This is a genomic window from Arthrobacter sp. 9MFCol3.1 (assembly GCF_000620385.1).
Classification (GTDB): Bacteria; Actinomycetota; Actinomycetes; order Actinomycetales; family Micrococcaceae; genus Arthrobacter.
The window spans coordinates 364128-387157 of sequence record NZ_KK211131.1; the positions used below are offsets into that span (position 1 = coordinate 364128).

The following is a 23030-nucleotide window of genomic DNA, read 5'->3' on the forward strand; positions in this document are numbered from 1 at the left end:
CTACTGTCCCGCGCTAGCGGACTCGATGGACTTCTGCATGTCGGACAGGGCCGCGTCTACGGTCTTCTCACCCTTGATGGCCGAGTACGCGTTTTCCTGGATGGCCTTGGTGACGGCCGGGTAGAACGGGGTGACCGGGCGCGGCACGGCGTTCTCGATCGAGGTCTTCAGGACCGGCAGGTACGGCAGCTTGGCGACGAGTTCCTTGTCGTCGTAGAGCTTGCCGAGCACCGGTGCGAGCGAACCCTGCGTGGCGAAGAACTTCTGGGTCTCTTCGGTGGTGAGGAACTTCAGGAAGTCCACTGCGGTGGCCTTGTTCTTGGAGTAGACGCTGATCGCGGCGCTGTGGCCGCCGAGGGAGGAAGCGCCCGGACCGTCCTTGCCGGGGAGTGCGGTCATGCCCAGGACGTCCTTGACCTTCGAGGAGCCTTCGGTGGTGGCCAGGTTGTAGACGTAGGGCCAGTTGCGCAGGAACAGCAGCTTGCCGTCCTGGAACGCCTGGCGGCTTTCCTCTTCCTGGAACGTGATGGCTTCCTTCGGGATTTCGCCGTCTGCGTAGGCCTTGGTCAGGTTGGCCATGCCGGCCTTTGCTTCCGCGGTGAGCAGGTTGGGCTTGCCGTTCTCGTCCAGCACGGCTCCGCCGGCGGAGTTGATTGCCTCGGAGGCGTTGACGGTCAGTCCCTCGTACTTCTTGAACTGGCCCGAGTAGCAGCCGATGTTGTTGGTCTTGGCGATGGAGCACATGCTCATCATCTCGTCCCAAGTCTTCGGGGGCGTGGGGACCAGGTCCTTGCGGTAGTACAGGATGCCGCCGTCGGATGATTCCGGTGCCGCGTACAGCGTGCCCTTGTAGGAAGCGGCATCAACGGTCGGCTTCAGCATGGCCGAGGTGTCCAGCGCCATCTTGTCCTTGAGCGGCTGCAGCCAGCCCTTGGCGGCGAATTCGGCGGTCCAGACGACGTCGACGCTCGCGACGTCGTAGCCGGCGTCCTTGGCCTGGAAGTGCTGGACGAGGTCGTCGTGCTGCTGGTCGGCCTGGTCCGTCTGCTCCTTGAAGGTGACCTTCTCGTTCGGGTGGGCGGCGTTCCACTTCTCGATCAGCGGGCGGACCACGTTGCTGTTGTCCTTGCCCTGAACGTAAGTGATGGGGCCGCGCCCGTCCAGGCCCTGCGAGGCGGCGTCGCTGCCGCTGGTAGTGCCGCCACCTCCGCCGCCACACGCCGAAAGGGTGATAGCCAAAATGCCTGCCGTGGCGACGGGAAGTAGGAAATTGCGGGTTTTCATACTGGAGTGCTCCTCGCTGAGTACCTGTGAAAAACGGCCGTAGTGTTGGCGTGCCGACCATCACAGTAATCAACAGGCAGCCCGGAATGCAAGCGTTTACATGAAACCTTTATGCAAAGGAGATTCCGGGGCCGGCCGTCCAGCCCGGGCGGCCATGCCGCCACCCCGGGCGTCGTTCCGGACGATTCAGCCGCCATTCCGGGCGCTTTGGCTGCCGACCGGCCCCGTGGCGCCTACGGGGAAGGCTGCCTCAGCCTCACGGCCGGCTTAGCGGACCCGCTCGGAACGGCCGAACCGCGACCGCGCGCCGGATCCGATGTGGATCAGCACGGGGGTGCGTTTGCCGATCACCGCGTCGAGCGCCTCCACCAGGGCGGAAACTTCGGCGGCCAGCCGGTGCGGGGCGACGCCCTGGCGCGGTTCCACCCGGATCTTGAGGGCCGGCTCCCCGCTGATTTCGTAGGCGGCTACCGTGACGCCGGCGAGGTCGGGCCGGTCCGCGAGAGCCGCGCGGAGCGTCTGCTCCGCCACGCCGCCGCTGATTCCGACGTTGCCGGGCACCTCCCCCGGGTCCTCCTCTGCCACGAGCAGGCTGGTCCGGCCCTTACCCTGTTGGGCAATCCAGGCGATCATCAGGCCAAGCACCACCAGCAGCGCCAGGCAGATGACGAGCCACAGCCAGCTCCCTTGGCGGCGCGGGAATTGCGTCCGTTCGAACAAATCGAGCCAGAAGCTCAGGACGCCGCCTGCCCACTCATGCCACCACACACCCACGATCGGGACGGTTGCAAGCAAAATCAGGAGGACGCCGATGGCGAGGAGGATGATGCCAAGGATGCCAATCAGTACGCGGTTCAGCGCCCGGGGAGTGTTGTTCATGCCCCCACCACCCCTGCCGTGGATACCTGGATCCGCACTTCCGGCATCGGCCAGGGGCGCATTTGCTCAACTTCCCGGCGCACAGCCTCCAGGACGGCGTCCGGGCGCAGCGGCACACCGGAGGTCGGCCGGACGTTGACCGTGATCCGGTTCCGCGACACGACCACCATCACTTGTTCCTTGGCCACGTTGGCGGCCAGCCGGGCCCGGCGCGCCAGGGCAGCGGCGATCACCTCATCGTCCACCACGACGCCGGCCCGGCGGTCCGGGAGCAGGTGGCGTGCCCGCCGGCCGGGCAGCACGGCGTTGAGGAAGAAAAACAATCCGGCCATCGCGACCACGGCGCCCGTGACGCCGAGCAGGAGCGGCGGGATTCCCGCCGGGAGCGCGACCACCCGCTCGGCCGCGGTCTGCGGATCCACGAGCCACGGCGGCTGCCCGATCGCACGGACCCCGGTCTCAAGCAGCGCGTAGCCGAACACGGCCATGACCAGGCAGGCCGCGATCACGGACACAACGGCGCGCGAGGTGTGCGTCTCCCGTTTCAATATCCGATCCATGCCCGCGGCGCCGGAACCCAGCGGCGCGCTCCCCGGCACCGCGTCGGCGTCGTGCCCGCCGGAGCCCGTTCCGGCGTGTTGGATGTCCTGGCTCAATGTACCCGGCCTCCCCCGCGCACTGCGGCTCCGCTGATGCGGATGTCCACCCGGCTCAGCTGCGCTCCGGTCAGTTCCGTTACGCGGCGCAGGATCTGGGCCTTGGCGGCGACGGCACGCTCCCAGATGGAACCGCCGAATCCGGCGACGCGGCCGGGGTCCCGGACCACAGCGGTGAGGTTCGGGACCGCGACGGGCATGACAAGCGACAGCGCGAGCAGCCCGTCATCGTCCGACCAGTTGGCGCGCACGTCGTGCGCCGGGACACCGAGGGCCTCCCCCGCGGCCGCCCGGGCCACGCTCGTCAGGGCCTGGGTGCTGATGCGGTTGTGCCCGGCCATCACGGTGCCGGGAATGGGCGTTTCAGCCGTGATGCTCATGAGGAGGAACGCCGGCCTGTGAGGGCGTCAAACACGCTGCGCAGATCCAGCTTCCCCTCTGCGGCCCGGCCCAGGAGAGCGCCGATGGCCATGAAGAACAGGGCGCCGAGGAAGCCCCAAACACCGAACTGGAAGGACATGAAAGCCACGAAGGCCCCCATGGCGATTCCCACTACCGTCAGACTCATTGGATAGCCTCCCTGACCGGCCGGGCCTCGGCGGACGCGGCCGGTTTGGCCGGGCCGGGCACATAAACGTCATTGATCTCGATATTTACCTCGATCACCTCGAGCCCCACGAGTTCCCCGACGGCGGCGTAGACGGCGGCGCGGACCTGGTCCGCGAGGGCCTGAAGGGGGGTGCCGTACACCGCAACAAGATCGATGTCCACGGCGACCTGCGTTTCGCCGACTTCCACGCGGACGCCCGCTGCGTGATCGGCGTTGCCGACGGCGTCGCGGATGGCCCCGAGGGCGCGTGAGGGTCCTGATCCCAACGAGTAGACGCCGGGTACCGATCGGGCGGCGATGCCCGCGACCTTGGCGACGGCGGTTTCCGCTATGACCGTGCGGCCAGTGCCGGCCGGTGCGGACAGACCGTCCGCAGGACTGGCCAGAGCACCAGCCACGGGCTGAGCGGCCGCGAGGCCGGCAACGTGCTGACCGGCCGCGGGACCGGCGACGGGTTGAGAATTCTGGTATTCCATAACGCACTCCCCCTTCTCTTTGACACAACCCTAGTCCCTGCCTTGGGGCGCGTGGGGGAATCTTGCGGCGCCCGTTCCCACAGTCCATGCAGGTGGGGGCGGGAACGGGCGATCTGCGGCCGGGGCAGGGCCGGCCGTGTGTCAGCCGCGGGATGCCAGCCGGGAGCCGACGCGGGCGATGGCCTGGCCGAACGCCCTACTTGCAGTTGGTGGCGATCCACGTCGTAACCGGCGCCATCGCGGCCTGGAGCTTTCCGCTGGAGAACACCGTCTGGTCGGTGACGCCGGCAACGGCCACCTCCTTGAGGTTGGCGAAGTCGGCTTTGAGGCTGTCCGGGACGCGCTCGGCCGTCTCGGCCAGCTCCGTTTTGAACTGTTCCAGTTCCGCCGTCTTGCCCTGGGCGGCCGACAGCGGAAGGAGCGTGGCGCCGGTTGCCTGCTCCGAAATCTTGGAACACGCCTCGGCGGCGCTGCTGAAGCCGCCGAACGGTCCCGAGGTCTCGCTGGGGCTCGGCGCAGCGGACGCGGAAGCAGTGGACGAGCCCGCGGCGGACGACGGCGCGCTGCCGGCCTGCGGGGCCGAACAGCCGGTGAGTGCCAGGGCGGCGAGGAGGGAGGTTGCGGCGAGAGGGCGGGCAATATTCTTCGAAATCACGTTGCAGAATCACTTTTCGGTTGAGATTGCGCCGCCCGCCCGGACCGGGCTGCCGGCGGCCTTGGTGTTCTTTCCCCAGCGTGCGAGTCTAGCCGGGCCAGCTGGACGGCCCTCAACCGGTCGCCGCAACCCGCCGCCGTCGTCCGCCCCGTCGACCGCCCCGCCGCCCGGCGTCCGCCCGCCGCCCGGTCGGATGCGCGGCGCGTACCCCGTCGATTGCTCCGCAAGTGCCCTTTTGGCCCGTCAAAAGGGCAGTTGCGGAGCAGTCGATAGTGTTTACGGCTCTGCCAGTGGTTTCTGCGGATGTCAGCATCGCCACGATAGGGAGGAACGGTGTCCGTTTAGCCCTCAGGCGGCTTCGAGGACGAAGAAGATGAAGGACAGGAACGCTGTCTTCTCGCCGTTGAGGATGCGCGGCGGAAGGAGTTCGTGCGGTGTGTCTGGAGATGGCGCTGGCTCGCTCACGGTGGCTACGCGGTATCCCGCCGACGTGAAGGCCTTGATCATCGCGTGAAGTGGCCGGTGCCAGAAGGTCAGGACCGCAGGCTCGCCAGCGAACTCGTAATCCTCCGAGTACTGCCTGATCGCGAAGTAGTCCTCGGTTGGTTGGGTGATCACGCTGACCGTGGGGTGGTTGACCGAGAGGATCAGGCGACCGCCGGGCTTCAGCACCCGCCGAAGTTCGGCAAGTGGTGCCGACCAGTCCTCCAGATAGTGCAGGACCAGGGACGAGACAACGTCGTCGAAGGAGCCATCGGCGAAAGGGAGCGGCTTGCTGAGGTCGGCCACGTGCAGGTCCGCGGTCGCGCCAAGGCGTTGTCTTGCCAATTCGAGCATCGCAGGACTGGAATCGAAGCCGGTCATGATCGCGCCTCTCGCGCTCAGTGCCGCGGACAGGGGCCCGGAGCCGCACCCTGCGTCCAGGACCCGGTGGCCGTCGACGTCGCCGGCGAGGCCAATCATCGCCGGCCGCTCGTAGTAGGCGTTGAGGAGGCTGGACTCGTTCTCCGCCGAATAGCTCTCGGCGAACCTGTCATAGTGGTCGGCTTTCACGGGTCCTCGCTCTCGGGCGAACGCTCATGGTCAGGACGGTCGGCCCGATCCTAACAACCTGGTCGCCGAATCCGCATCCATCCAGAAGCCGCAGACGAACCCTTCGAGAGCAGGGGCCGTTGGATGATCCGAGTGGGTGGGCCCCCGTCGACTGCCCCGTAACTGCCCTTTTGACCCGTCAGAACGGCAGTTACGGAGCAATCGATGGGGGTTTAAGGCGGAGCAGCCGATCGGCGTTAAAGAAGAAAAGCACCAGTTCTCAAAGAACTGATGCTTCCCAGTGGTGGCTCCGACCGGCGTCGATCCGGTGACCTTTCGATTTTCAGTCGAACGCTCTACCAACTGAGCTACAGAGCCTAGGTGACATGTCACCTTGAAGGCCGGAATTTCTTCCGGCAATCAGAGCGACCCTGACGGGACTTGAACCCGCGACCTCCGCCGTGACAGGGCGGCGCGCTAACCAACTGCGCTACAGGGCCTTGCTTGTTTACTGCTTGTTCTTGCACTCTGCGGTATCGCTACCGCAAATTTTCAAGGCCTTTAGCCTACCAGACTTTTTCATCCGGTTTGACCAGTTCCTTGCGTACCCCCAACGGGATTCGAACCCGTGCCGCCGCCGTGAAAGGGCGGTGTCCTAGGCCGCTAGACGATGGGGGCCAGGACGCCATCCGGTGAAACATCTCAGGGCAAAAATTAAGGGCCGAAGCCTGTCGTTTTTGTCCTTTCGGGTTCCTCCGAACTGGACTATAAAACTATAAGGGCAGACCCCCGGAATATCCAAAATCGCCCCCTCCGCAGGGGCAAGACCGGGGCAGGGCCGGGCAAAGTGGGTGCAAGATGGACTGATGGATGCCGTTGATGCCCTCAATGAGATCGCGTTCTGGCTGGAACGCGAGCTGGCCCCCACCTTCAAGATTCAGGCGTTCCGAAAAGCAGCCGGGACTATCGGCGCCCTGGACCCGGACGAGGTCGCAGCGCGGGCACGCAACGGCAGGCTCAAAAGCATGAAGGGCATCGGGGACAGAACCTTCGAAGTCATCCGGCAGGCGGTCGACGGCGGCGTGCCCGACTACCTTGAGGGCCTGCGGCAACGCGGGCAGCAGCCCCTGGCGACCGGCGGCACCGAACTGCGCTCCGCCCTCCGCGGGGACCTGCACAGCCACAGCGACTGGTCCGACGGCGGGTCCCCGATCGGGCTCATGGCTGACGCCGCCCGGACGCTGGGCCGGGACTACCTCGCCCTGACGGACCACTCCCCCAGCCTCAAGATCGCCAACGGGCTGAGCGCCGAACGGCTTCGGGAACAGCTGGACGTTGTTGCGGACATCAACGGGGACGGCGGGGGCTTCCGCCTCCTGGCCGGGATCGAGGTGGACATCCTGGAGGACGGCACCCTGGACCAGTCCCCGGAGATGCTGGACCGTTTGGACATCGTGGTGGCGAGCGTGCACTCGAAGCTCCGTTCCGACCGGCGCACCATGACCGAGAGGATGTTGGGCGCCATCAATGATCCGCACATGAATGTCCTCGGCCACTGCACCGGCCGGCTGCTGCAGGGGTCCAGGGGAACCCGGCCGCAGTCCGAGTTCGACGCCGGGCGCGTCTTCGCGGCGTGCGCCGAGAATAATGTGGCCGTCGAAATCAATTCCCGCCCCGAACGGCAGGATCCGCCGGACGAACTGATCCGGCTGGCCCTCGATGCCGGCTGCCTGTTCAGCATCGACAGTGACGCCCATGCGCCGGGCCAGCTGGATTTCCTGCAGTACGGTGCCGAGCGGGCGGCCTCGAACGGCGTCCCAGCCGAGCGGATCGTCACCACCTGGCCGCTGGATCGATTGCTGGAATGGTCCGGAGGCGGCAAATAGCGGGCGGTTCAACTGTTCTGGGCAATGCCCCGGGCCTACCCCAGCCCGACGATGCCCTAGGCCCGGGACCGGTCCGGCCGCTCGGGCCGCCACGGCGTGGGCCTGGGCAGCCAGCGCGGGACGTTGCTGCGGTACTCCTCGTAGGCCGCCCCGAACTTCCGGGTCAGCGCCGGCTCCTCGTACAGCCGGACAAAAGCCACCACCGGAATGGCACCGATGCCCAGGGCCAGGAAAAGCTTCGGCTGGCCCAGCAGGAGCCCCTGGCCTGCGACCGCCGCCGCAATAGATACGTACATCGGATTCCGCACGTACCGGTAAAGGCCGCCAACCACCAGTTGCCTGGGCGGGGCAAATGGCGCGGGGGTCCCGATGCCCTCGACGGCGAAACGCACAAAGGAGTTCGCGATGACGGCCGCGCCCGCCCCGATCATCAGGGCGCCGACAACCTGCGCGGGCACCCCGCCGGGGACCGGGGACTCCACTCTCCAGCGGGTCAGAAGCCACGGAACCACGCCGGCGGCGGTTGCGGGGGCAACCGCGAAGGCGGCTGTGCCGATGGCTGCACGCCGCCGTTCGCGGGCGGAAGCTGGGGCTGCGGTCATACCAGCAATCGTGGCCCCGCCACGCTAAGCGGGCAAGGGCCCGGCCGCCCCACGGGGGCGGACCAGCCTGGGGTTTCCCCACACCTTGCGGCAGCGCGCGTTGGGAGGATCGGTGGGCGGGCGGGTGTCAGGTCAGCAGCAGCACGGCAAGGGTGACCATCACGACGGCGATTCCGGCGTCGAGCACGCGCCAGGCCGTCCGGCGCCGGAACAGGGACGTCAGGAACCGCGCCCCCGCGCCAAGGGCGGTGAACCAGGCAATGCTTCCAAGGCCGGCCCCGGCGGCGAACCACCAGCGCCCGGCCTCGCCCTGGGCGGCAGCGAGGGACCCGAGCAGCAGCACCGTGTCCAGGTAGACGTGCGGGTTCAGCCAGGTGAAGGCCAGGCAGGTGCCAAGGACGGCGGCCCGGCCGGCGGCCGGCTTGCCGGCGGGATTCTCCATCTGCTCCCCGCGGACCGCACGCCGGGCCGCGAGCGCCCCGTAGGCGAGGAGGAACGCGGCCCCGGCCCACCGGATCACGATGAGGGCAGCGGGCGCCCGGTCCAGGAGGATGCCGATGCCCGCGACGCCCAGCAGAATGAGCACGAGGTCCGAGACCGCGCAGACGGCCACCACCATGACCACGTGCGAGCGCTGGATGCCCTGCCGGAGGACAAATGCGTTCTGCGCGCCAATGGCAACGATGAGGGACAGCCCGGCGGAGAGACCGGAAAACAGGGAGAGGATCACCACTCCACGGTAGGCGCCCGCCAAAGATGAAACCAGTTAAAGATTCTGCTGATACGTAAGATGGGCTAATGATGGAGATCACCCCAGAGCAGGCCCGGACACTGGCCGCGATTCTGACGCACGGGAGCTTCGACGCCGCGGCCGCGCACCTGTCCGTGACGCCTTCGGCGATCAGCCAGCGGGTGCGGGCCCTCGAGACCGCCGTCGGCCGGCCGGTCCTGACCCGGGCGCGTCCGCCCGGACTCACGGAGCCCGGCGAGGCCGTGGTGCGCTTCGCCCGGCAGCTGGAATTGCTCTCCGCGGACCTGGCCGAGGAGCTGCAGCCGGACCAACCCCGCGGGGCGACGCGGCTGACGCTGGTGATCAACAGCGATTCCTTGCACACCTGGGCGCTGCCCGGCCTCGCGGCGGCCAGCGACAACATCCAGCTCGAGATCCTGCGCGAAGACCAGGAGCATTCGCTGGACCTGCTGCGCGCCGGAGCCGCCGCTGCCGCGATCACGGCGACGGCCCAGCCCGTGCCCGGCTGCTCGTCCAGCAAACTGGGCACCATGCGCTATCTGCCGGTGTGCGCTCCGGAGTTCACGCGCCGCTGGTTTGGGGCCGGGGCGACCGGCGCGGCGCTCGCCGCGGCTCCCGTTGTGGTCTTCGACCGCAAGGACGATCTGCAGGACCGCTGGCTGCGCCGGATCAGCCGCGCCCCACTTCAGCCGCCGCGCCACTATGTCCCGGCCGCCCAGGAGTTCGGCGATGCCATCCGCTGGGGCATGGGCTGGGGCATGATGCCCGAGATCGAAATCGGCGAGGACCTGTTGGCCGGCCGGCTCGAGCCGCTCGCCCCGCGGGCGCACGTGGACGTTGCCCTCTACTGGCAGCAGTGGCGGCGCGGCTCGGCGGCGCTGACCGACGTCGCGGCCGCTGTCCGGGCGGCGGCGCGCGTCCTGCGCTGAGGCCATCCGGGATGTTGGCAGGATCTCGACTAGACGTGACCGATTCCCGCCAGCCGGGCGGCGGCGGGAACGGCTAGATTGACAGCATGGCAACAACCGCCGCATCCGGCCCCACTCCGTCCGCAGGCCCCCACGAAGGGTCTCCGCACGCTGCCCCCGCACCCGCCCCGCAACCTGCGCCGCCCCCTTCCGGGCAGCCGGGCACGATCAGCAGACTCGGCATCGCCGCCGTCGTCGTCACCGTGGTCCTGTGGGCCTCCGCGTTCGTGGGCATCCGCGCCGTGGGCCCGAGCTTCTCCCCCGGCTCCCTGACGCTCGGCCGGCTGGCGGTTGCCGCCGTCGTGCTGGGCCTGCTGGTGGTACCCAAGCTCAGGGGCCTGCCCCGGGGCCGCGAGTGGTGGCCCATCCTGGCCTACGGCGTCATGTGGTTCGGAGGCTACAACGTGGCCCTGAACGCCGCCGAACACATGCTCGACGCCGGCACAGCCGCCCTGCTGATCAACGTCAACCCCATCCTGGTCGCCGTCATGGCCGGCGTGATCCTGAAAGAAGGGTTTCCGCGCTGGCTCATCATCGGCAGCCTGATCGCGTTCGGCGGCGTGGCCGTGATCGCGCTTGGTTCCGGCCAGCGGTCGACGGCGGATGTGGCCGGCGTGCTGCTCTGCCTGCTCGCGGCCGCGCTGGCCGCGGTGAGCGTGATCGTCCAGAAGCCGGTACTCCGCAAGTTCCCGGCCGCCCAGGCCACCTGGTTCGGCATCATGGTGGGCGCCCTCTGCTGCCTGCCCTTCAGCGGCCAGTTGATCACCGAGCTGCAGGCCGCTCCCCTGCCGGCCACGCTGGGCCTGGTCTATCTGGGCATCTTCCCCACCGCGATCGCGTTCACCACCTGGGCCTACGCGCTCTCGATGATTGATGCGGGACGCCTCGCCGCCACCACCTACCTGGTCCCGGGCACCACAATCCTGATCTCCTGGCTGGTCCTGGGCGAGATTCCGACCATCTGGGGCCTGGTGGGCGGCGCGATCTGCCTCGTGGGCGTGGGGCTGACCCGGCGCCGGTCCCGCTAGAGTTTGCCTATGCCCTCCTCCCTGCCGCCCGGCCTGCCGATCGATCCGAACGGCAGGGACGGCGGTGACGGCGGTGACAATGGTGACGGCCAGGCTGGCGGCCCCTTCCCGATGTCCGAGGCCGATTTCGAGGCCGCCGTGAGTGATGCCCTGGACCGGATCCCGCCCGATCTTGCAAGGACCATGAGCAATGTCGCGATCTTCATCGAGGACGACTACACCCCGCAGCCCGGGGAGGACCCGGACACCGTGCTGCTGGGGCTCTACGAGGGCGTCCCCCTGACCGAACGGGACTCCTGGTGGGACGCCGGTTCGCTGCCGGACCGAATCACCATCTTCCGCCAGCCCATCCTGGACATCTGCGCCTCCCGCGAGGACGTGATCGAGGAAGTCACCGTCACCGTGGTGCACGAGATCGCCCACCACTTCGGCATCAGCGACGCGCGCCTGCACGAGCTCGGCTGGGGATAGCCTTGTAGGCATGGGACACGACCACAGCCACACGCACGGCGTTACCGCCACAGGGAAGCACCGCAAGCGCCTGGTCGCCGTCCTGGCCATCACGCTCGCCGTGGTGCTCGTGCAGACGATCGGCGCCGTGGTCTCCGGATCCCTGGCCCTGCTCGCCGATGCCGGGCACATGCTCTCGGACGCCGCCGGCGTCTTCATCGCCCTGCTGGCCGCGTGGATCGCCACCCGGCCCGCCAGCGATCTGCGCACCTACGGTTACCAGCGCGCCGAGGTTTTGGCGGCGCTGGCAAACGCCCTGGTCCTGATTGTCATCTCGGTGGTCATCTTCACCGAGGCCATCCGCAGGCTCGGCGCCACCCCCGAGGTCCACACCGACATCATGCTCGGCGCGGCGGTCCTCGGCGCCGTCGCCAACCTCGTTTCCCTGCTGATCCTGCGCGGCGCCCAGAAGGACAGCCTGAACGTCCGCGGCGCCTACCTCGAAGTCCTGGGGGATCTGCTGGGCTCCTTCGCCGTGATCGCGGCGGCGGTGGTCATCATGGTCACCGGGTTCCAGGCGGCCGACACCATCGCCTCGATCCTCATCGCCCTCATGATCCTGCCCCGGGCCTGGCACCTGCTGCGCGACGTCGTGGACGTGCTCCTCGAGGCCACGCCCAAGGGTGTGGACGTCCAGATGATCCGCGAGCACATCCTCGCAGTGGACGGAGTGGTGTCCGTCCATGACATCCACATCTGGACGATTACCTCCGGCGTGCCCGTCTTCTCCGCCCACGTGGTGGTGGAGGACGCGGCGCTCGGTGCCAGGGGCGCCGACCGGGTCCTGGACAAGCTCACCAGCTGCCTGGGCTCCCACTTCGACACCGAACACTGCACGTTCCAGCTCGAGCCCGCCACGCATTCGGAGCACGAGGCCCACCAGCACGCTTGATCCGGCGGCGGGACACACCCGCCGCGGACGTGGCCAAATGACACCAGTGTTGTTTATGTTATTGATGTGACTCGTGTTGCCAAAGTGACCTTTGGCACGTAGCCTCATGCCTGCTGGGTGATCCGCAGAGGGGCTTGCACGCGCCAAAATCCGACCTCGCTCATTCCAGCCTGAAACTTCGCGAGGTTTGCCCATGAGTTGGACCGGATCCGGCCGCAAGACGGCTGTGCTCTGCACCGCCGTCGTCCTCCTTGGAACGCTCGCGCTCCCCGCCCAGGCCGCACCGCCGATTTCCGCGCCGGCGGCTGCCGGCCGGGTTCCGGCCTCGCCCGAGATCCCCTCACCGGAAGAAATCGCTGCCGCCAAGTCCAATGCGAGCTCGACGGCGGCAGAGGTCACCAGGATCGACGGGCTGCTGGCCGACGCGTCGGCCGGCCAGGAAACGTCCCTGGCCGCATCCCTGCAAGCAAACAACGCGTACGGCGAGGCCCTCGTGGAACTGGCCACACGCCGTGACGCGGCGGCTGTGGCGGCCGCCCGGGCTGCCGCCGCCGGGACGGAACAGGCCAAGGCCCGCAAACAGGTTGGCCAGCTGGCCGGCGACCTGTACCGCAACGGCGGCCTGAACCCGGCCCTCGGCAGCTTTGTCAGTGGCTCCGGGCGGGCCCTGGAGGATGCCGCCACGCTGGAGGCTGTAACGGCGGGACGTGCGCGGGCCTTCGAGTCCGCGGAAAACGCGGCCACTGCCGCGCAGTCCCTGACCGAGGCCGCAGCGGACGCCAACCGCGCCGCCGACGAGGCCGCCGCGACCGCCGAGGACCGCAAGGCCGACGCCGACCGCGCCGCGACCGCCCAGCGCCAGGTCGTGGCCGATGCCAAAGCGCAGCGCAGCGCGCTCGTGGACCAGCTGGCAAGCCTGAGAAACACCACCGCGGCGCTGGAATCGGCCCGGGTAGACGCCCTGGACCGCCAGCGCCAGCAGGCTCGGCTCGCAGCATTGACCGCGGCGGCCGGCCCCGCGCCGCAGCCCGGCACGGATTCGCAGCCTGCCCCGGCAGCACCGGGACGGGACGATTCGGCCGCAGGGCAGCCGGCCGCTCCGGCTCCCGCGTCCGCGCCGGCTCCCGCCGCAGCGCCCGCCCCCGTTCCGGCACCCGCGTCCGCGCCGGCACCCGCCCCGGTCCCGGCACCCGTTCCGGCGCCAGTTCCGGCGCCCGTTCCTGTACCCGTTCCTGCGCCCGTTCCGGCGCCAGTTCCTGCGCCCGTACCCGTTCCGGTTCCGGCGCCGATTTCCGGCGGGTCAAACCAGACCGCGATTTCGGTGGCGCTCGGCAAGACCGGATCGCCGTTCTTCTACCAGTACGGCGGAACCGGGACCCGTGGGTTTGACTGCTCGGGCCTGGTGCAGAATGCGTTCGCCGCGGCCGGCAAGTACCTGCCCCGCACGGCCTCCCAGCAGTTCGCCCAGGCCCCCGTCCATGTCCCGCTCTCCCAGGCGCGTCCCGGCGATTTGCTCGTCTGGGGTTCGGCACCGGGCTTCTACCACGTGGCGATCTACCTCGGCGGCGGCCGCGTGGTCCAGGCACTGAACCCCGACGCCGGCATTACCGTGACCGATGTTGCCGCCATGTCCGGGATGCAGCTGTACGGCTACGCGGCCCGCTACTGAGACCCGCCACTGAGACCCGTTCCGGGGCGCCGTTCCTTGGGTTCCGTTACGGCCTCTCTGGCGGCTAGGAGAGCACGTCCTTGGTGATGAACCTGCCGTAAGCCAGCGCGCCAAAGACGGCGACGTAGCCGCCCTGGAGGAGGGCATTGGCGGCAAAGGAATCCCAGGAAACCGGCTGCCGGAGGAGATCGCCAAAGTCCAGCCAGTAGTGGCTGAAAAGCCAGGGATGCAGCCACTCGAGCTGCGGCAGCGCGTCCAGGACCTGCGCGACAACCGAGAGCACCACGGTGGCCGCCATGGCCCCCACCGGAACATCGGTAAGGGTGGAGATGAACAGCCCGATCGCCGACAACCCCAGCAGCGAAACCGCCAGATAGGCGGCAATCAGCAGGAGCCGGACCATGGCCTCGCCCGTGCCGATCGTGTCGCCGGAAAGCAAAGTCACCGGCCCCACGGGGAAGAGCGCCGCACCGATTCCGGCCCCGGTCAGGGCCACCACGAGCGGGGCAACGACCACGAACACGGCCGCCCCGGCATACTTGATGATCAGCAGGCGGATCCGCCCGGCGGGAGCCACCAGCAGGTACCGCAGGGTTCCCTGCCCGGCCTCGCCGGCGATCGTATCTCCGGCCACGACGCCGACGGTGAGGGGCAGGAACAGCGGAACCGAGACCACCATGGCCGTGACGCCCACGAACAGGCCGTTCTGGGCGATCCGGTCCAGGAAGGCCGGCCCGCGGCCCGGCGGCACGGCCGAGGAGACCCGCACCGCCACCGCGATCAGGATCGGGATGGCCGCCAGCGCGCACAACATGGCCCACGTCCTGCGGCGGCGGAACAGCACCCCGAGCTCGGACGCCAGCAGTCCGCCGGTCAGGGACCCGCGCCGGGACGAAGGGGCGCCTGCCCCGCCGTCGCGGCCCGCCGCCGGGGCAAGTGCTGGGCCGGCGGCCGGATCGCCTATGGATGAGCTGTTACTGGACAACGTCGAACCCCTCCCCCGTTAGTGCCACAAAGCGGTCCTCGAGGCTGGCCTGCTCGGTCGCGAAGCCGCGGACCCGGACCCCCGCCGCCACCAGGGCGGCCACCACAGCTTCCGGCTGCACGGCCGCCCGCTCCACGGTGCGGGCCGAGCCTCCGTCTTCCCGGGCGGCCGCCCCTGGCGGAGCCGCAGCCGGAGCCACAGCCGGGGCCGCAGGCAGCGACGCGAACAGGGCCGCGTCCGTCCCGGAGCCGGCGGCACCGGAACCATCGCCGCCGGAAGTACGGCCGTCGGCGCCCAGGGTCGCGGTCAGGCCCAGGCCGGCCAGCACCTGCGCCGCGGTCCCCGGATCCGGGGTCAGCACGCGGATCCTTGCCTGGCCCGCCCCGCGCAGTTCCGCCAGGGTTCCCTGCGCCACAAGCCGGCCAGCGCTCATGATGGCCGCATGGGTGCAGATCTGCTCAACCTCGGCCAGCAGGTGGCTGGAGACGAACACCGTGGCGCCGTCGGCCGCGAGCGATCGCACCAGGCTCCGCACTTCACGGGTGCCCTGGGGATCCAGCCCGTTGGTGGGCTCGTCCAGCACCAGCAGCTCCCGCGGGGCGAGCAGGGCGTTGGCGATCCCCAGCCGCTGCTTCATCCCCAGTGAATAGGCCCGGACCTGTTTGTCCGCGGCGTGTGTCAAGCCCACCCGTTCCAGGGCTGACTGGACCCGGGCACGCCGCGTCGCGGCCGAACCATACGGGTCCGCGGCGTCCATGCGGCGCAGATTGGCCGCGCCGGAGAGGAACGGATAGAACGCCGGTCCTTCCACCAACGCCCCGACCCGGGGCAGCACGACGTTCAGTTTCCCGGGCATCTCCTCGCCCAGCACGCGCATGGAGCCCCCGGTGGCCGTGGCCAGGCCGAGCAGGAGCCTGATGGTGGTGGTCTTCCCCGAGCCATTCGGGCCCAGGAAACCAAAGACCGCGCCTTTCGGCACGGCCAGGTCGACGCCGTCGACAGCCATCTGCTGGCCGAACCGTTTGGTCAGGCCCCTGGTCTCAATGCTCAGGTCGGCCGCCGGCCCGGCGGCCCTCACGCGGCCGTCACCGGGCAGTCACCGGATACCGCGCCCGTCATCACTTCTGTGCGGCAGCGGCCTGGAGCCGCTCCAGTGGCACGGAGCCGGCAACGACCCGGCCGTCGTCGAGCACCATCACGTTCACCAGCGCGGTGGACAAGAGCCGGCCGCCCTGGACCGGAACGGTGGCCTGTTCAAGCAGGGCCGTGGCGTCCGACGCCGGTCCGGCCGTTCCCGCCGGGAACTCAACAACCGAGTCCCAGCCGGAGCCGGTAACGGCCGGTTTGCGGGTGCTGTCCTTGGCCGCCGGGGCCGTCGCGTTCCCGGCGTCGTTGCCGTGCTTGTGCTCCTTTACCGGAATCTCCTCGACCGTGGCGCCCGGCGGCGGAGTGAACGCGAAGACCGACGCGTCGGGGGCCCCGAGGGTCAGGCTGGTGTAGGCGACGCGGAAGGCGGGATCCGACTGTCCGCGCGCCTTGATCTCGACACCCAGCGGCAGCCCGGTCTGGCCGTCAACAGCTACTGCGATGGACCCGACCAGCGTCGCATCGGACTTCGGTGTGAGCACCAGGTTGTAGGCGGCCCGGCCGGCTACCTGGACATCGGCGCCCACCGCCACGTCCGTGCCCGGTTCGATCTTGGCCAGAAGCATCGCGGCGAGCTGGTCGGGGGTGGCGGTGATGTCGCTGCCGGCGCTGTGACGGCCGGTGTCACCGGCGTCGTCGGCCGGGAGCTGGGCGTGGGCGGCCGTGTTGTCCTTGGAGTTGTAGAACCACACATCGTTGCCGTGACGGATGGCGTTGCGTTCGGCCAGCCGGTCCATCACCTGGATGCGGGCGTTGTCCGGGCCGTCGCGATATATCCGCGCGGTGTGCGGACCTGTCAGCAGCTCGAGCCATGCCGTCCCTGACGCGTCCGAGCCGGCACCGGTCTTGGGCAGCTCGGGAAGCCCGAGCTCAGAGGACTGTTCCAGGGTTCCGGAGAGGGCAGGCTCGCGGTGCTGGGCGATCAACTGCAGCACCTGCTCCGGCGTCTTGGGCGGCAGGGGGTCCCCGGCGCTGGCGGGCACGGATCCGGCCAGCGCGCCGGCGGCAATAACGGCCGGAACGGCGACGGCGGGCAGCCAGCGCAGCCATTTGGGCGTCATCGTAACCGCGCCCCGGAAAGAGATGTTCCAACTATCCGCGCCTGGGGAATGCGCGCTTCAGTGCAGCTCATAGGTCAACAGTACGCCTGGCCCCGGCAGCACGGTCCTCCTACTTCAGCACATTAATGGTCAGTTCCACCGCGCCCAGCAGGAACGCGAGCACGGACGTGCCAAGGCCCGCCACGAGCAGCAGGCCGGGATGGGCCAGGCCCACCACTACCCGCCTCAGCCGGGGCCTGTCCCGCAGGAACTTCTTGGGCACGGCGCCAGGTTCCGGCGTCTGTTTCCAGCCCCGGAGCCGCCGCAGAAACCAGGCGCAGCGAATGATGAAAGCCAGCCACAGAACGGAGACCACCAGCGGGATCGCGGCCAGCAGGAGGTTGAAGCCCACCGCGGTGACCTCGCGTTCGGACGCCCCGACGAGTGACTGAAGGGTGGTCGAAATGGAGGCGCTCATGACCACGGACACGCCCCACACAAGGAAGGCGGCGATCAGGGCCAGGAAGCGGACGAAGAAATGCCCCAGGACCGAGTCCCGGCGCGGCTTCAGGTAGCGGCGCGGGGTGGCGTGCAGAAGCGCGATGCTTGCCAGCAGCGTCGGCAGGGCGGCCAGGCCAACCAGCACATACCAGGACCAGCCGGCCAGATCCAGGAATTCATCGGCCACTATCAGGACCGCCCAGAACCCCGCCCACGCCCAGCCGGCCGTGAGCGGACGCCCCACGAACCAGTCCGGCAGCCACGCGTCCTGGTCCGCGGGCGCGGGGGTTTCGTCCGGGGCAGCCGCGGGCGCGGGGGCTCCGGGCGCGGGGATTTCGGGCGGCCCGGTATCAGGCGCCGGGGTGCCCGCAGCGGGCATTCCGGCGGTCCCGGGCTCCCGGCCCTCGGAACCGCGCTCTTCGCTCATGGGCCCACTGTAGCGAGCCGGCCGGCCGCATGGTGCCGGCGTCACGGTGCCGCCGCCGGCGGCGGCCGCCGCGGGCTGCCCGGCGCTAGTTGGCCGGCGTCACGGTGCCGGCGGCGCCGTCGACCGTAATGCTGTGGCCCGTGGTGATCCTCGCTGTCGCGTCGGGGACCCCCACCACCGCGGGGATCCCGTATTCCCGCGCGACGACGGCGCCGTGGGAGTTGGGCCCGCCCATTTCCATCACGAGGCCGCCGGCCGTCAGGAACAACGGCGTCCAGCCCGGATCGGTGGACGGCGCCACGAGGATCTCGCCGGGTTCCAGGTGCGCGCCGTGGGGGTCGAGGATCACGCGGGCCCTGGCCGTGATGGTGCCGGCCGAGGCCGGCGTGCCGGAGAGCCGCCCCGCGCCGCCGTCGGAACCCGCCGGCCCCCATCCGCCGGCGGCGGTTCGCACTGCACCGGCCTGGGCAGCACCGGTCTGCACCGCCTCGGGCTCGGTGCCGTCCGAGAGCAGCACACGGGGAATGTGCCGGCGGCCCAGTTCAGCCGCGTACGCTTCCCGTCGCTGGGCCACAAGCCCCTGCAGCGCGGCGCCGCCGAGCCCCCGGTGCGCGTCGGTCAGGTCGACGAAGAAGATATCGTCCGCCGCATCGATGGCCCCGGCCGCGGCGAGTTCGGCCCCGACCGTCGCCAACTCCTGCCGGACGGCGCCGAGCGCTTCCACGAGGTGGTACTTGGGCAGCTCACGCAGCCCGGCGAACATCCGGGTCCGCCGCAGCGCGGCCCGCACGAGTGCACCGCGAAGGCGGCTGCGCTGCCCAGCGGCGGCCACAAGCCGACCTACCTGTGCCTCCGCCTCGCGGGCCGCCTTGCCGAACTGCCGGTCCGGGGCGAGCGCAGGATCATCCATGCGCAGATAGTTGGCCAGGACCCCCAGGATGTGGGTCGGGTCATCAGACCAGCGGGGCATGCCGACGTCGATCTCCGCCACGGCGCGGTGGCCGTACCGGCCCAGGAAGTCCCGCAGCCCGGATTGCACGACGCCGGGAAGGTCCGCCGCCCGGTAACGCCGGGCTATCTCGGGCAATGCGGCGTCGCCGAACACCGCCGCCGACGCCGGGTCGTTGCGGATGGCAGTAGCCAGCGACCACAGATCCAGGTCCATTTCGGTGGTCACGTTGTTGGGCAGCCCCCGCAGGACTTCCTGCAAGGCCCCGTTCCCCGGGTTCCCGGCGAGTTTTCCGGCCGCGGCCAGCAAGGCGAACCCCAGGGCGGGCAGCGGCAGGATCGCGGGAACCACGGGAAAGACATGCTGGCCGAGGATCCGCTCGACGTGGTCCAGGCGCTGCGTGGCGGTGGCGCCGGCGGGCACCGCGAGTGCGGCGCGGAGCTGCTCGCCCACACGGTCTGCCCGGCGCAGTGCCGCCTCGGGCCGGATGAGGCCGCGGATCAGGGTCTCCGGGACTTTCGCCCGGGCCGCCACCGGGGCGACGTGGCGCAGGAGCCGCCACGGGGTTTTTGTGGTCACGGAGAACCTGGGATCGGCGAAAAGGTTGCGCATCACGGTGGCCGAGCGCGCCTCCATGACGTCAAACACGCGGGGGACGATCGCGCGCCCGGACTGGCTCCGGACCACCGGCGTGAGATCGAAGAAAATGCGCTGACCGGCTTCCGTGTAGGGCGCGGGCCCGTCACGGGGCACCGGCACCGGGAAATGCGCCGCCCCCGCAACCGAGGACGCAATCAGCCGGATGCTGGCGAGGCCCATCGGCGTGAGGGGCCGGGTGAGTCCCTGGGCCAGGCTGAAGCACAAATACACGCGCGGGGTTGGCCCGGAGGGACGCCGGTCCGGCATCGGATAGAGCGTGGTGATGGGCCTGGACTGCGTAAGCCATACGGCACCGTCCTGGCCGATGGCCCATTCGAGGTCCTGCGGCGAGCCGAAGCGCACCTCCGCGCGGCGGCCCAGGAGCTCCAGGGCGGCCAGTTGGGCATCGTCAAGGCTGGGCGCCAACCCTGCGTCCGGTTGCGCCACCCGCTCGGTGCCGCCGCCGGGCAGGGGCCGGATGAGCAGGCCCTTGTCCCCAATTCGCCGCTCGAGAATCCGTCCGGTGGCGCCGTCGATCACGAAGTGGTCAGGGTTCACCGCCCCGGACACCACGGCCTCCCCCAGCCCCGGGCTGGCGTCGATGACGGCCTCGTGCCGCCGGCCGGTCACGGGATTGGCCGTGAACAGCACTCCGGCCACTGCCGCGTCCACCATGCGCTGGACCACCACGGCGAGGGACACCGCGGAGGGCTCGATCCCCTGCACCGCACGGTAGGTCACCGCGCGGTCTGTCCACAGCGAGGCCCAGCACCGGCGGACGGCAGCCAGCACGGCATCCGCGCCCACCACGTTCAGGAATGTGTCCTGCTGGCCGGCGAAACTGGCGAACGGCAGGTCTTCGGCGGTCGCCGAGGACCGCACCGCAACGGCCGTATCAGCGCCCAGCGCCGCATAGGCGGCGCGGACGGCGGCGTCGATGCCGGCGGGCACACCGGCGTCGAGCACCAGCGCGCGGGCCTCCGCGGCCAGCGAAGCCAGCCCCGCCAGGTCATCGGGGGCTGTTGCGGCGAGGGCGCGGTGCACCTCCGCCAGCGCCGGGGAGGCCGTGGCCTCCAGATAGGCCCGGGTGGTCAGGCAGAAGCCGGCGGGCACCGGAAGGCCGGCTCGTGCCAGTTCACCCAGGTTGGCCGCCTTGCCGCCGACCGTAGCCAGCATGTCCGGGCCAAGGCGTTCCAAGGCCAGGACCGGCCCGCCCTCGGCAGGGTCCGGCGTCCCGGGGTGCTCCATCCGCAATCCGTCCTTTCGACGCCGGGCCCGTGGACTCGGGATCCTAAGAGTCGCCGAGCATCGGGCCGAAGCTGGCCCTGTCCGCCAGCCGCGGGTCGTCACGGTCCGGCACCACCATGACCGGCCCCTTGGCGTGGTGGAGGACGCCGTCCGACGTGGAGCCCAGCAGCATTCCGGTGAAACCGCCGCGTCCGCGGGTGCCGACCACCACAAGCTCCACGTGCCGGCTGGCATCGACGAGGATGTCGACGGGCGAACCGTCCACGAGCTGCGTCTCCACCTGCAGGGCGGGGAAGTGGCTCCGGAGCCAGGCCACGCCGGCGTCGAGCTGGACCTTGATGTCGGCGAACAGGGCGTCGCGGTCCATCGGGGTGGGCACCCAGGCCAGCGAGCCGGTGTACTGCGGCACCGCGCACACCACGCGAAGCCGGGCGGAGAGCCGCTCCGCCTGGGCTGCTGCCTCCAACACGGCGACGCGGGCCTGCTCGGAGCCGTCGACGCCGACGACCACGACGTTCTCGACCGGCTGGCTGCCCGACTTTGCCCGTTCGGCGAGGACGTGCTTGTCCTCTGTGGTTTCGCCCAGGCGGTCCGAGCAGATCAGCGGCACAGTCACGGTGGGGCACTTCGAGTGGGCGGGCAGCGCGCTGCTGACGGAGCCGAGCAGCCGGCCCACGAAGCCACCCCGGCCGCGGGTGCCGAAGACCAGAAGCTCGGCGGTTTCGCTCATTTCCAGCAGCACGCCGGACGCGTCCCCGTTTTCGACGGACGCGTCGACGTCGATGTTGTAGAACGCGACCTTGTCCATGGCGTGCTTGAGGATGGCTTCGGCGCCCTCGCGGATGACGGAGTCGTCCACCGTGGCGTAGCCGCCGTCGAGCCCGGAAGCGGCGAAGATCGGAACGGAATAGGCGGTCACGATGTGCAGCGGGCGGCGGCGGCGCTCAGCCTCGCGGGCTGCCCAGACTAGGGCGCAGTGGCTGTGGTCCGAGCCGTCCACTCCCACGACGATTCCGCGGGGCGGCGCCGGCTCGCCTCCGGTCTCCCATGCCGGGTCCGGATGCACCTGTTCACGGCCCATGGGGTCCGCCTCCTCGCGATTCTTGCCTGATGTTGCGGCTATTCTGCCAGAAGTACTGCCGCCCGGCGTCCACCGGCGAGGCGACCCGGAATCCGCGTACAGGAACCCCTGATTTTCCTCACTATTCTCGGTTATTTGCGAACATTCAAGACGGCGGCGGGGGCGTCCCCGGCGGGCCTTGGCGGAAGGATTTACGCAGAGTTAACACGCCGTTTCATGGCCCGGATTCCCGGGACTTTGGGACGGTTTCCATTGGATCCGGGCACGGAAACCGCCGAAATCCGGGACCACAGCCGATGTCCTACCTCCTCTATCCACGGGCGGGAATCTTAGGTATCCTTCGAGGCACTGCCGAACCGAGACTGGTATTCCAGAAAGCAGCCGCTGGGGCTGTGGGGCCAGGACTGGGTTGGCGTCCGGGGTTTTCCCCGCGACTCGCACCATTTCAAGGAGGTACCCTGCAGTGTCGAGCATGCCTTTGTACGGCGGGATTGAGCGGACCACCGCCGTAGTCATCGGGACGGGGCTCTCCGGCCTGGCCGTGGCCAGCGAGCTCCAGCGCCGGGGTGTCTCGTCCATCATTGTGGACGGGCTCGACCTCCTGGGAGCCGGCCATCCGGCCAACACCTCCTCGCTCCAGCGCTGCGACGCGGCGGACGCCGCCAGCCTGCGGGAGCGCAACGAAATCCTGCGGCACCTGCGCAACTACGCCGCAAGCCACAAGCTCGACGTGCGGAACAACATCCGGGCCCTGCAGCTGGACCTCCTCGAGGCCGGCACGGACGGCTCAGCCACGGAGAAGTGGGCCGTCCAGACCCCCGGCGGGGTCCTGCTGGCCGACCACCTTGTCCTGACCCGCTGCGCCCACAGCCAGCTGCGCCGCATGCTCTCGGAGCTTGGCATGGCGGCCGGGCAGAACCTCATGGCGGCGATGCATGCCCTCGGAATGTACCTCGTGGGCGTGGGCGAGCTCATTACCCCGACGCCCAAGGAAGTCCTGCGCCAGGCCAAAGTGGTGGGACAGGCGATCTCCGCCAAGGTCCACCCGAACGGGATCCCCGCCCTGCTGCCTGGCGGCTTTGCCCTGGCGGCCCCCGCCTAGGCGCACTTTGGTCG

General features: G+C 69.6%; 23 protein-coding genes and 3 tRNA genes. 7 read left to right on the forward strand and 19 right to left on the reverse strand.

From position 1 onward, the window contains the following. The 11 genes from C560_RS0119040 to C560_RS0119090 all read right to left on the reverse strand — a co-directional run bounded on the left by C560_RS0119040 (nucleotide 1) and on the right by C560_RS0119090 (nucleotide 6270). Entirely contained in the window at nucleotides 1-1284 is a 1284-nt protein-coding gene (locus C560_RS0119040; RefSeq protein ID WP_026539402.1) for an ABC transporter substrate-binding protein, read from the reverse strand. A 267-nt stretch (nucleotides 1285-1551) separates the two neighbouring features. After that, entirely contained in the window at nucleotides 1552-2163 is a 612-nt protein-coding gene (locus C560_RS0119045; protein ID WP_026539403.1) for a hypothetical protein, read from the reverse strand. Then, a complete protein-coding gene (locus C560_RS0119050) occupies nucleotides 2160-2819 on the reverse strand; it encodes a DUF6286 domain-containing protein (RefSeq protein WP_026539404.1) in 660 nt (219 codons plus the stop codon). Before C560_RS0119050 ends, C560_RS0119045 begins: the two co-directional genes overlap by 4 nt. Next, nucleotides 2816-3199, reverse strand: a complete 384-nt coding sequence (locus tag C560_RS0119055; RefSeq protein ID WP_026539405.1) for a hypothetical protein — start codon at nucleotides 3197-3199, stop codon at nucleotides 2816-2818. Before C560_RS0119055 ends, C560_RS0119050 begins: the two co-directional genes overlap by 4 nt. After that, complete coding sequence (locus C560_RS0119060) at nucleotides 3196-3387, reverse strand: hypothetical protein (protein WP_026266861.1); 192 nt, start codon at nucleotides 3385-3387, stop codon at nucleotides 3196-3198. Before C560_RS0119060 ends, C560_RS0119055 begins: the two co-directional genes overlap by 4 nt. Further along, a complete protein-coding gene (locus C560_RS0119065) occupies nucleotides 3384-3905 on the reverse strand; it encodes an Asp23/Gls24 family envelope stress response protein (RefSeq protein WP_081801766.1) in 522 nt (173 codons plus the stop codon). The genes C560_RS0119060 and C560_RS0119065 overlap by 4 nt, the downstream gene beginning before the upstream one ends. A gap of 196 nt (nucleotides 3906-4101) precedes the next feature. Next, nucleotides 4102-4560, reverse strand: a complete 459-nt coding sequence (locus C560_RS0119070; RefSeq protein ID WP_026539406.1) for a hypothetical protein — start codon at nucleotides 4558-4560, stop codon at nucleotides 4102-4104. Between the two features lie 348 nt (nucleotides 4561-4908). Next, a complete protein-coding gene (locus tag C560_RS0119075; protein ID WP_026539407.1) occupies nucleotides 4909-5613 on the reverse strand; it encodes a class I SAM-dependent methyltransferase in 705 nt (234 codons plus the stop codon). A 281-nt stretch (nucleotides 5614-5894) separates the two neighbouring features. Then, a tRNA-Phe gene (locus C560_RS0119080) sits at nucleotides 5895-5970 on the reverse strand. Between the two features lie 48 nt (nucleotides 5971-6018). Further along, a tRNA-Asp gene (locus C560_RS0119085) sits at nucleotides 6019-6092 on the reverse strand. Nucleotides 6093-6197: 105 nt separating this feature from the next. Continuing rightward, nucleotides 6198-6270, reverse strand: a tRNA-Glu gene (locus tag C560_RS0119090). A 188-nt stretch (nucleotides 6271-6458) separates the two neighbouring features. On the opposite strand from C560_RS0119090, the gene C560_RS0119095 reads away from it, so the two are divergent. Then, complete coding sequence (locus C560_RS0119095) at nucleotides 6459-7478, forward strand: PHP domain-containing protein (RefSeq protein WP_026539408.1); 1020 nt, start codon at nucleotides 6459-6461, stop codon at nucleotides 7476-7478. Nucleotides 7479-7534: 56 nt separating this feature from the next. Here C560_RS0119095 and C560_RS0119100 read toward each other — a convergent pair whose 3' ends face one another. Next, nucleotides 7535-8080, reverse strand: a complete 546-nt coding sequence (locus tag C560_RS0119100; protein ID WP_043423420.1) for a methyltransferase family protein — start codon at nucleotides 8078-8080, stop codon at nucleotides 7535-7537. Between the two features lie 127 nt (nucleotides 8081-8207). Then, nucleotides 8208-8810 (reverse strand): LysE/ArgO family amino acid transporter, encoded by a 603-nt coding sequence (locus C560_RS0119105; protein ID WP_026539410.1) that lies wholly within the window; start codon nucleotides 8808-8810, stop codon nucleotides 8208-8210. Nucleotides 8811-8878: 68 nt separating this feature from the next. Here C560_RS0119105 and C560_RS0119110 point away from each other — a divergent pair, with 68 nt between their 5' ends. The 5 genes from C560_RS0119110 (at nucleotide 8879) to C560_RS0119130 (ending at nucleotide 13898) form a co-directional block, all read left to right on the forward strand. Beyond that, nucleotides 8879-9760, forward strand: coding sequence for an ArgP/LysG family DNA-binding transcriptional regulator (locus C560_RS0119110; RefSeq protein WP_026539411.1), 882 nt, complete (start codon nucleotides 8879-8881; stop codon nucleotides 9758-9760). An 86-nt stretch (nucleotides 9761-9846) separates the two neighbouring features. Then, nucleotides 9847-10827 carry a DMT family transporter gene (locus tag C560_RS0119115; RefSeq protein WP_018775989.1) on the forward strand — a complete coding sequence of 327 codons (981 nt, stop codon included), beginning with the start codon at nucleotides 9847-9849 and terminating at the stop codon, nucleotides 10825-10827. A gap of 9 nt (nucleotides 10828-10836) precedes the next feature. Then, nucleotides 10837-11298 (forward strand): metallopeptidase family protein, encoded by a 462-nt coding sequence (locus C560_RS0119120; RefSeq protein WP_026539412.1) that lies wholly within the window; start codon nucleotides 10837-10839, stop codon nucleotides 11296-11298. Nucleotides 11299-11308: 10 nt separating this feature from the next. Then, nucleotides 11309-12229 (forward strand): cation diffusion facilitator family transporter, encoded by a 921-nt coding sequence (locus C560_RS0119125; RefSeq protein ID WP_026539413.1) that lies wholly within the window; start codon nucleotides 11309-11311, stop codon nucleotides 12227-12229. A gap of 193 nt (nucleotides 12230-12422) precedes the next feature. Continuing rightward, nucleotides 12423-13898, forward strand: coding sequence for a C40 family peptidase (locus C560_RS0119130; protein ID WP_026539414.1), 1476 nt, complete (start codon nucleotides 12423-12425; stop codon nucleotides 13896-13898). A 64-nt stretch (nucleotides 13899-13962) separates the two neighbouring features. Here C560_RS0119130 and C560_RS0119135 read toward each other — a convergent pair whose 3' ends face one another. From C560_RS0119135 to C560_RS0119160, 6 genes are all read right to left on the reverse strand, one after another. Then, a complete protein-coding gene (locus tag C560_RS0119135) occupies nucleotides 13963-14775 on the reverse strand; it encodes an ABC transporter permease (RefSeq protein ID WP_051533294.1) in 813 nt (270 codons plus the stop codon). 97 nt (nucleotides 14776-14872) lie between these two features. Further along, entirely contained in the window at nucleotides 14873-15961 is a 1089-nt protein-coding gene (locus C560_RS0119140) for an ABC transporter ATP-binding protein (protein WP_026539416.1), read from the reverse strand. A gap of 40 nt (nucleotides 15962-16001) precedes the next feature. After that, nucleotides 16002-17090, reverse strand: coding sequence for a LolA family protein (locus tag C560_RS0119145; RefSeq protein ID WP_026539417.1), 1089 nt, complete (start codon nucleotides 17088-17090; stop codon nucleotides 16002-16004). A 109-nt stretch (nucleotides 17091-17199) separates the two neighbouring features. Continuing rightward, nucleotides 17200-17997 (reverse strand): hypothetical protein, encoded by a 798-nt coding sequence (locus C560_RS0119150; RefSeq protein WP_026539418.1) that lies wholly within the window; start codon nucleotides 17995-17997, stop codon nucleotides 17200-17202. Nucleotides 17998-18082: 85 nt separating this feature from the next. After that, nucleotides 18083-20833, reverse strand: a complete 2751-nt coding sequence (locus tag C560_RS0119155) for a PEP/pyruvate-binding domain-containing protein (protein ID WP_026539419.1) — start codon at nucleotides 20831-20833, stop codon at nucleotides 18083-18085. Nucleotides 20834-20876: 43 nt separating this feature from the next. Further along, nucleotides 20877-21914, reverse strand: a complete 1038-nt coding sequence (locus C560_RS0119160; RefSeq protein ID WP_018775998.1) for a universal stress protein — start codon at nucleotides 21912-21914, stop codon at nucleotides 20877-20879. A gap of 472 nt (nucleotides 21915-22386) precedes the next feature. Here C560_RS0119160 and C560_RS0119165 point away from each other — a divergent pair, with 472 nt between their 5' ends. Beyond that, nucleotides 22387-23016 carry an FAD-binding protein gene (locus tag C560_RS0119165; protein WP_043423421.1) on the forward strand — a complete coding sequence of 210 codons (630 nt, stop codon included), beginning with the start codon at nucleotides 22387-22389 and terminating at the stop codon, nucleotides 23014-23016. Nucleotides 23017-23030 lie beyond the last annotated feature (14 nt).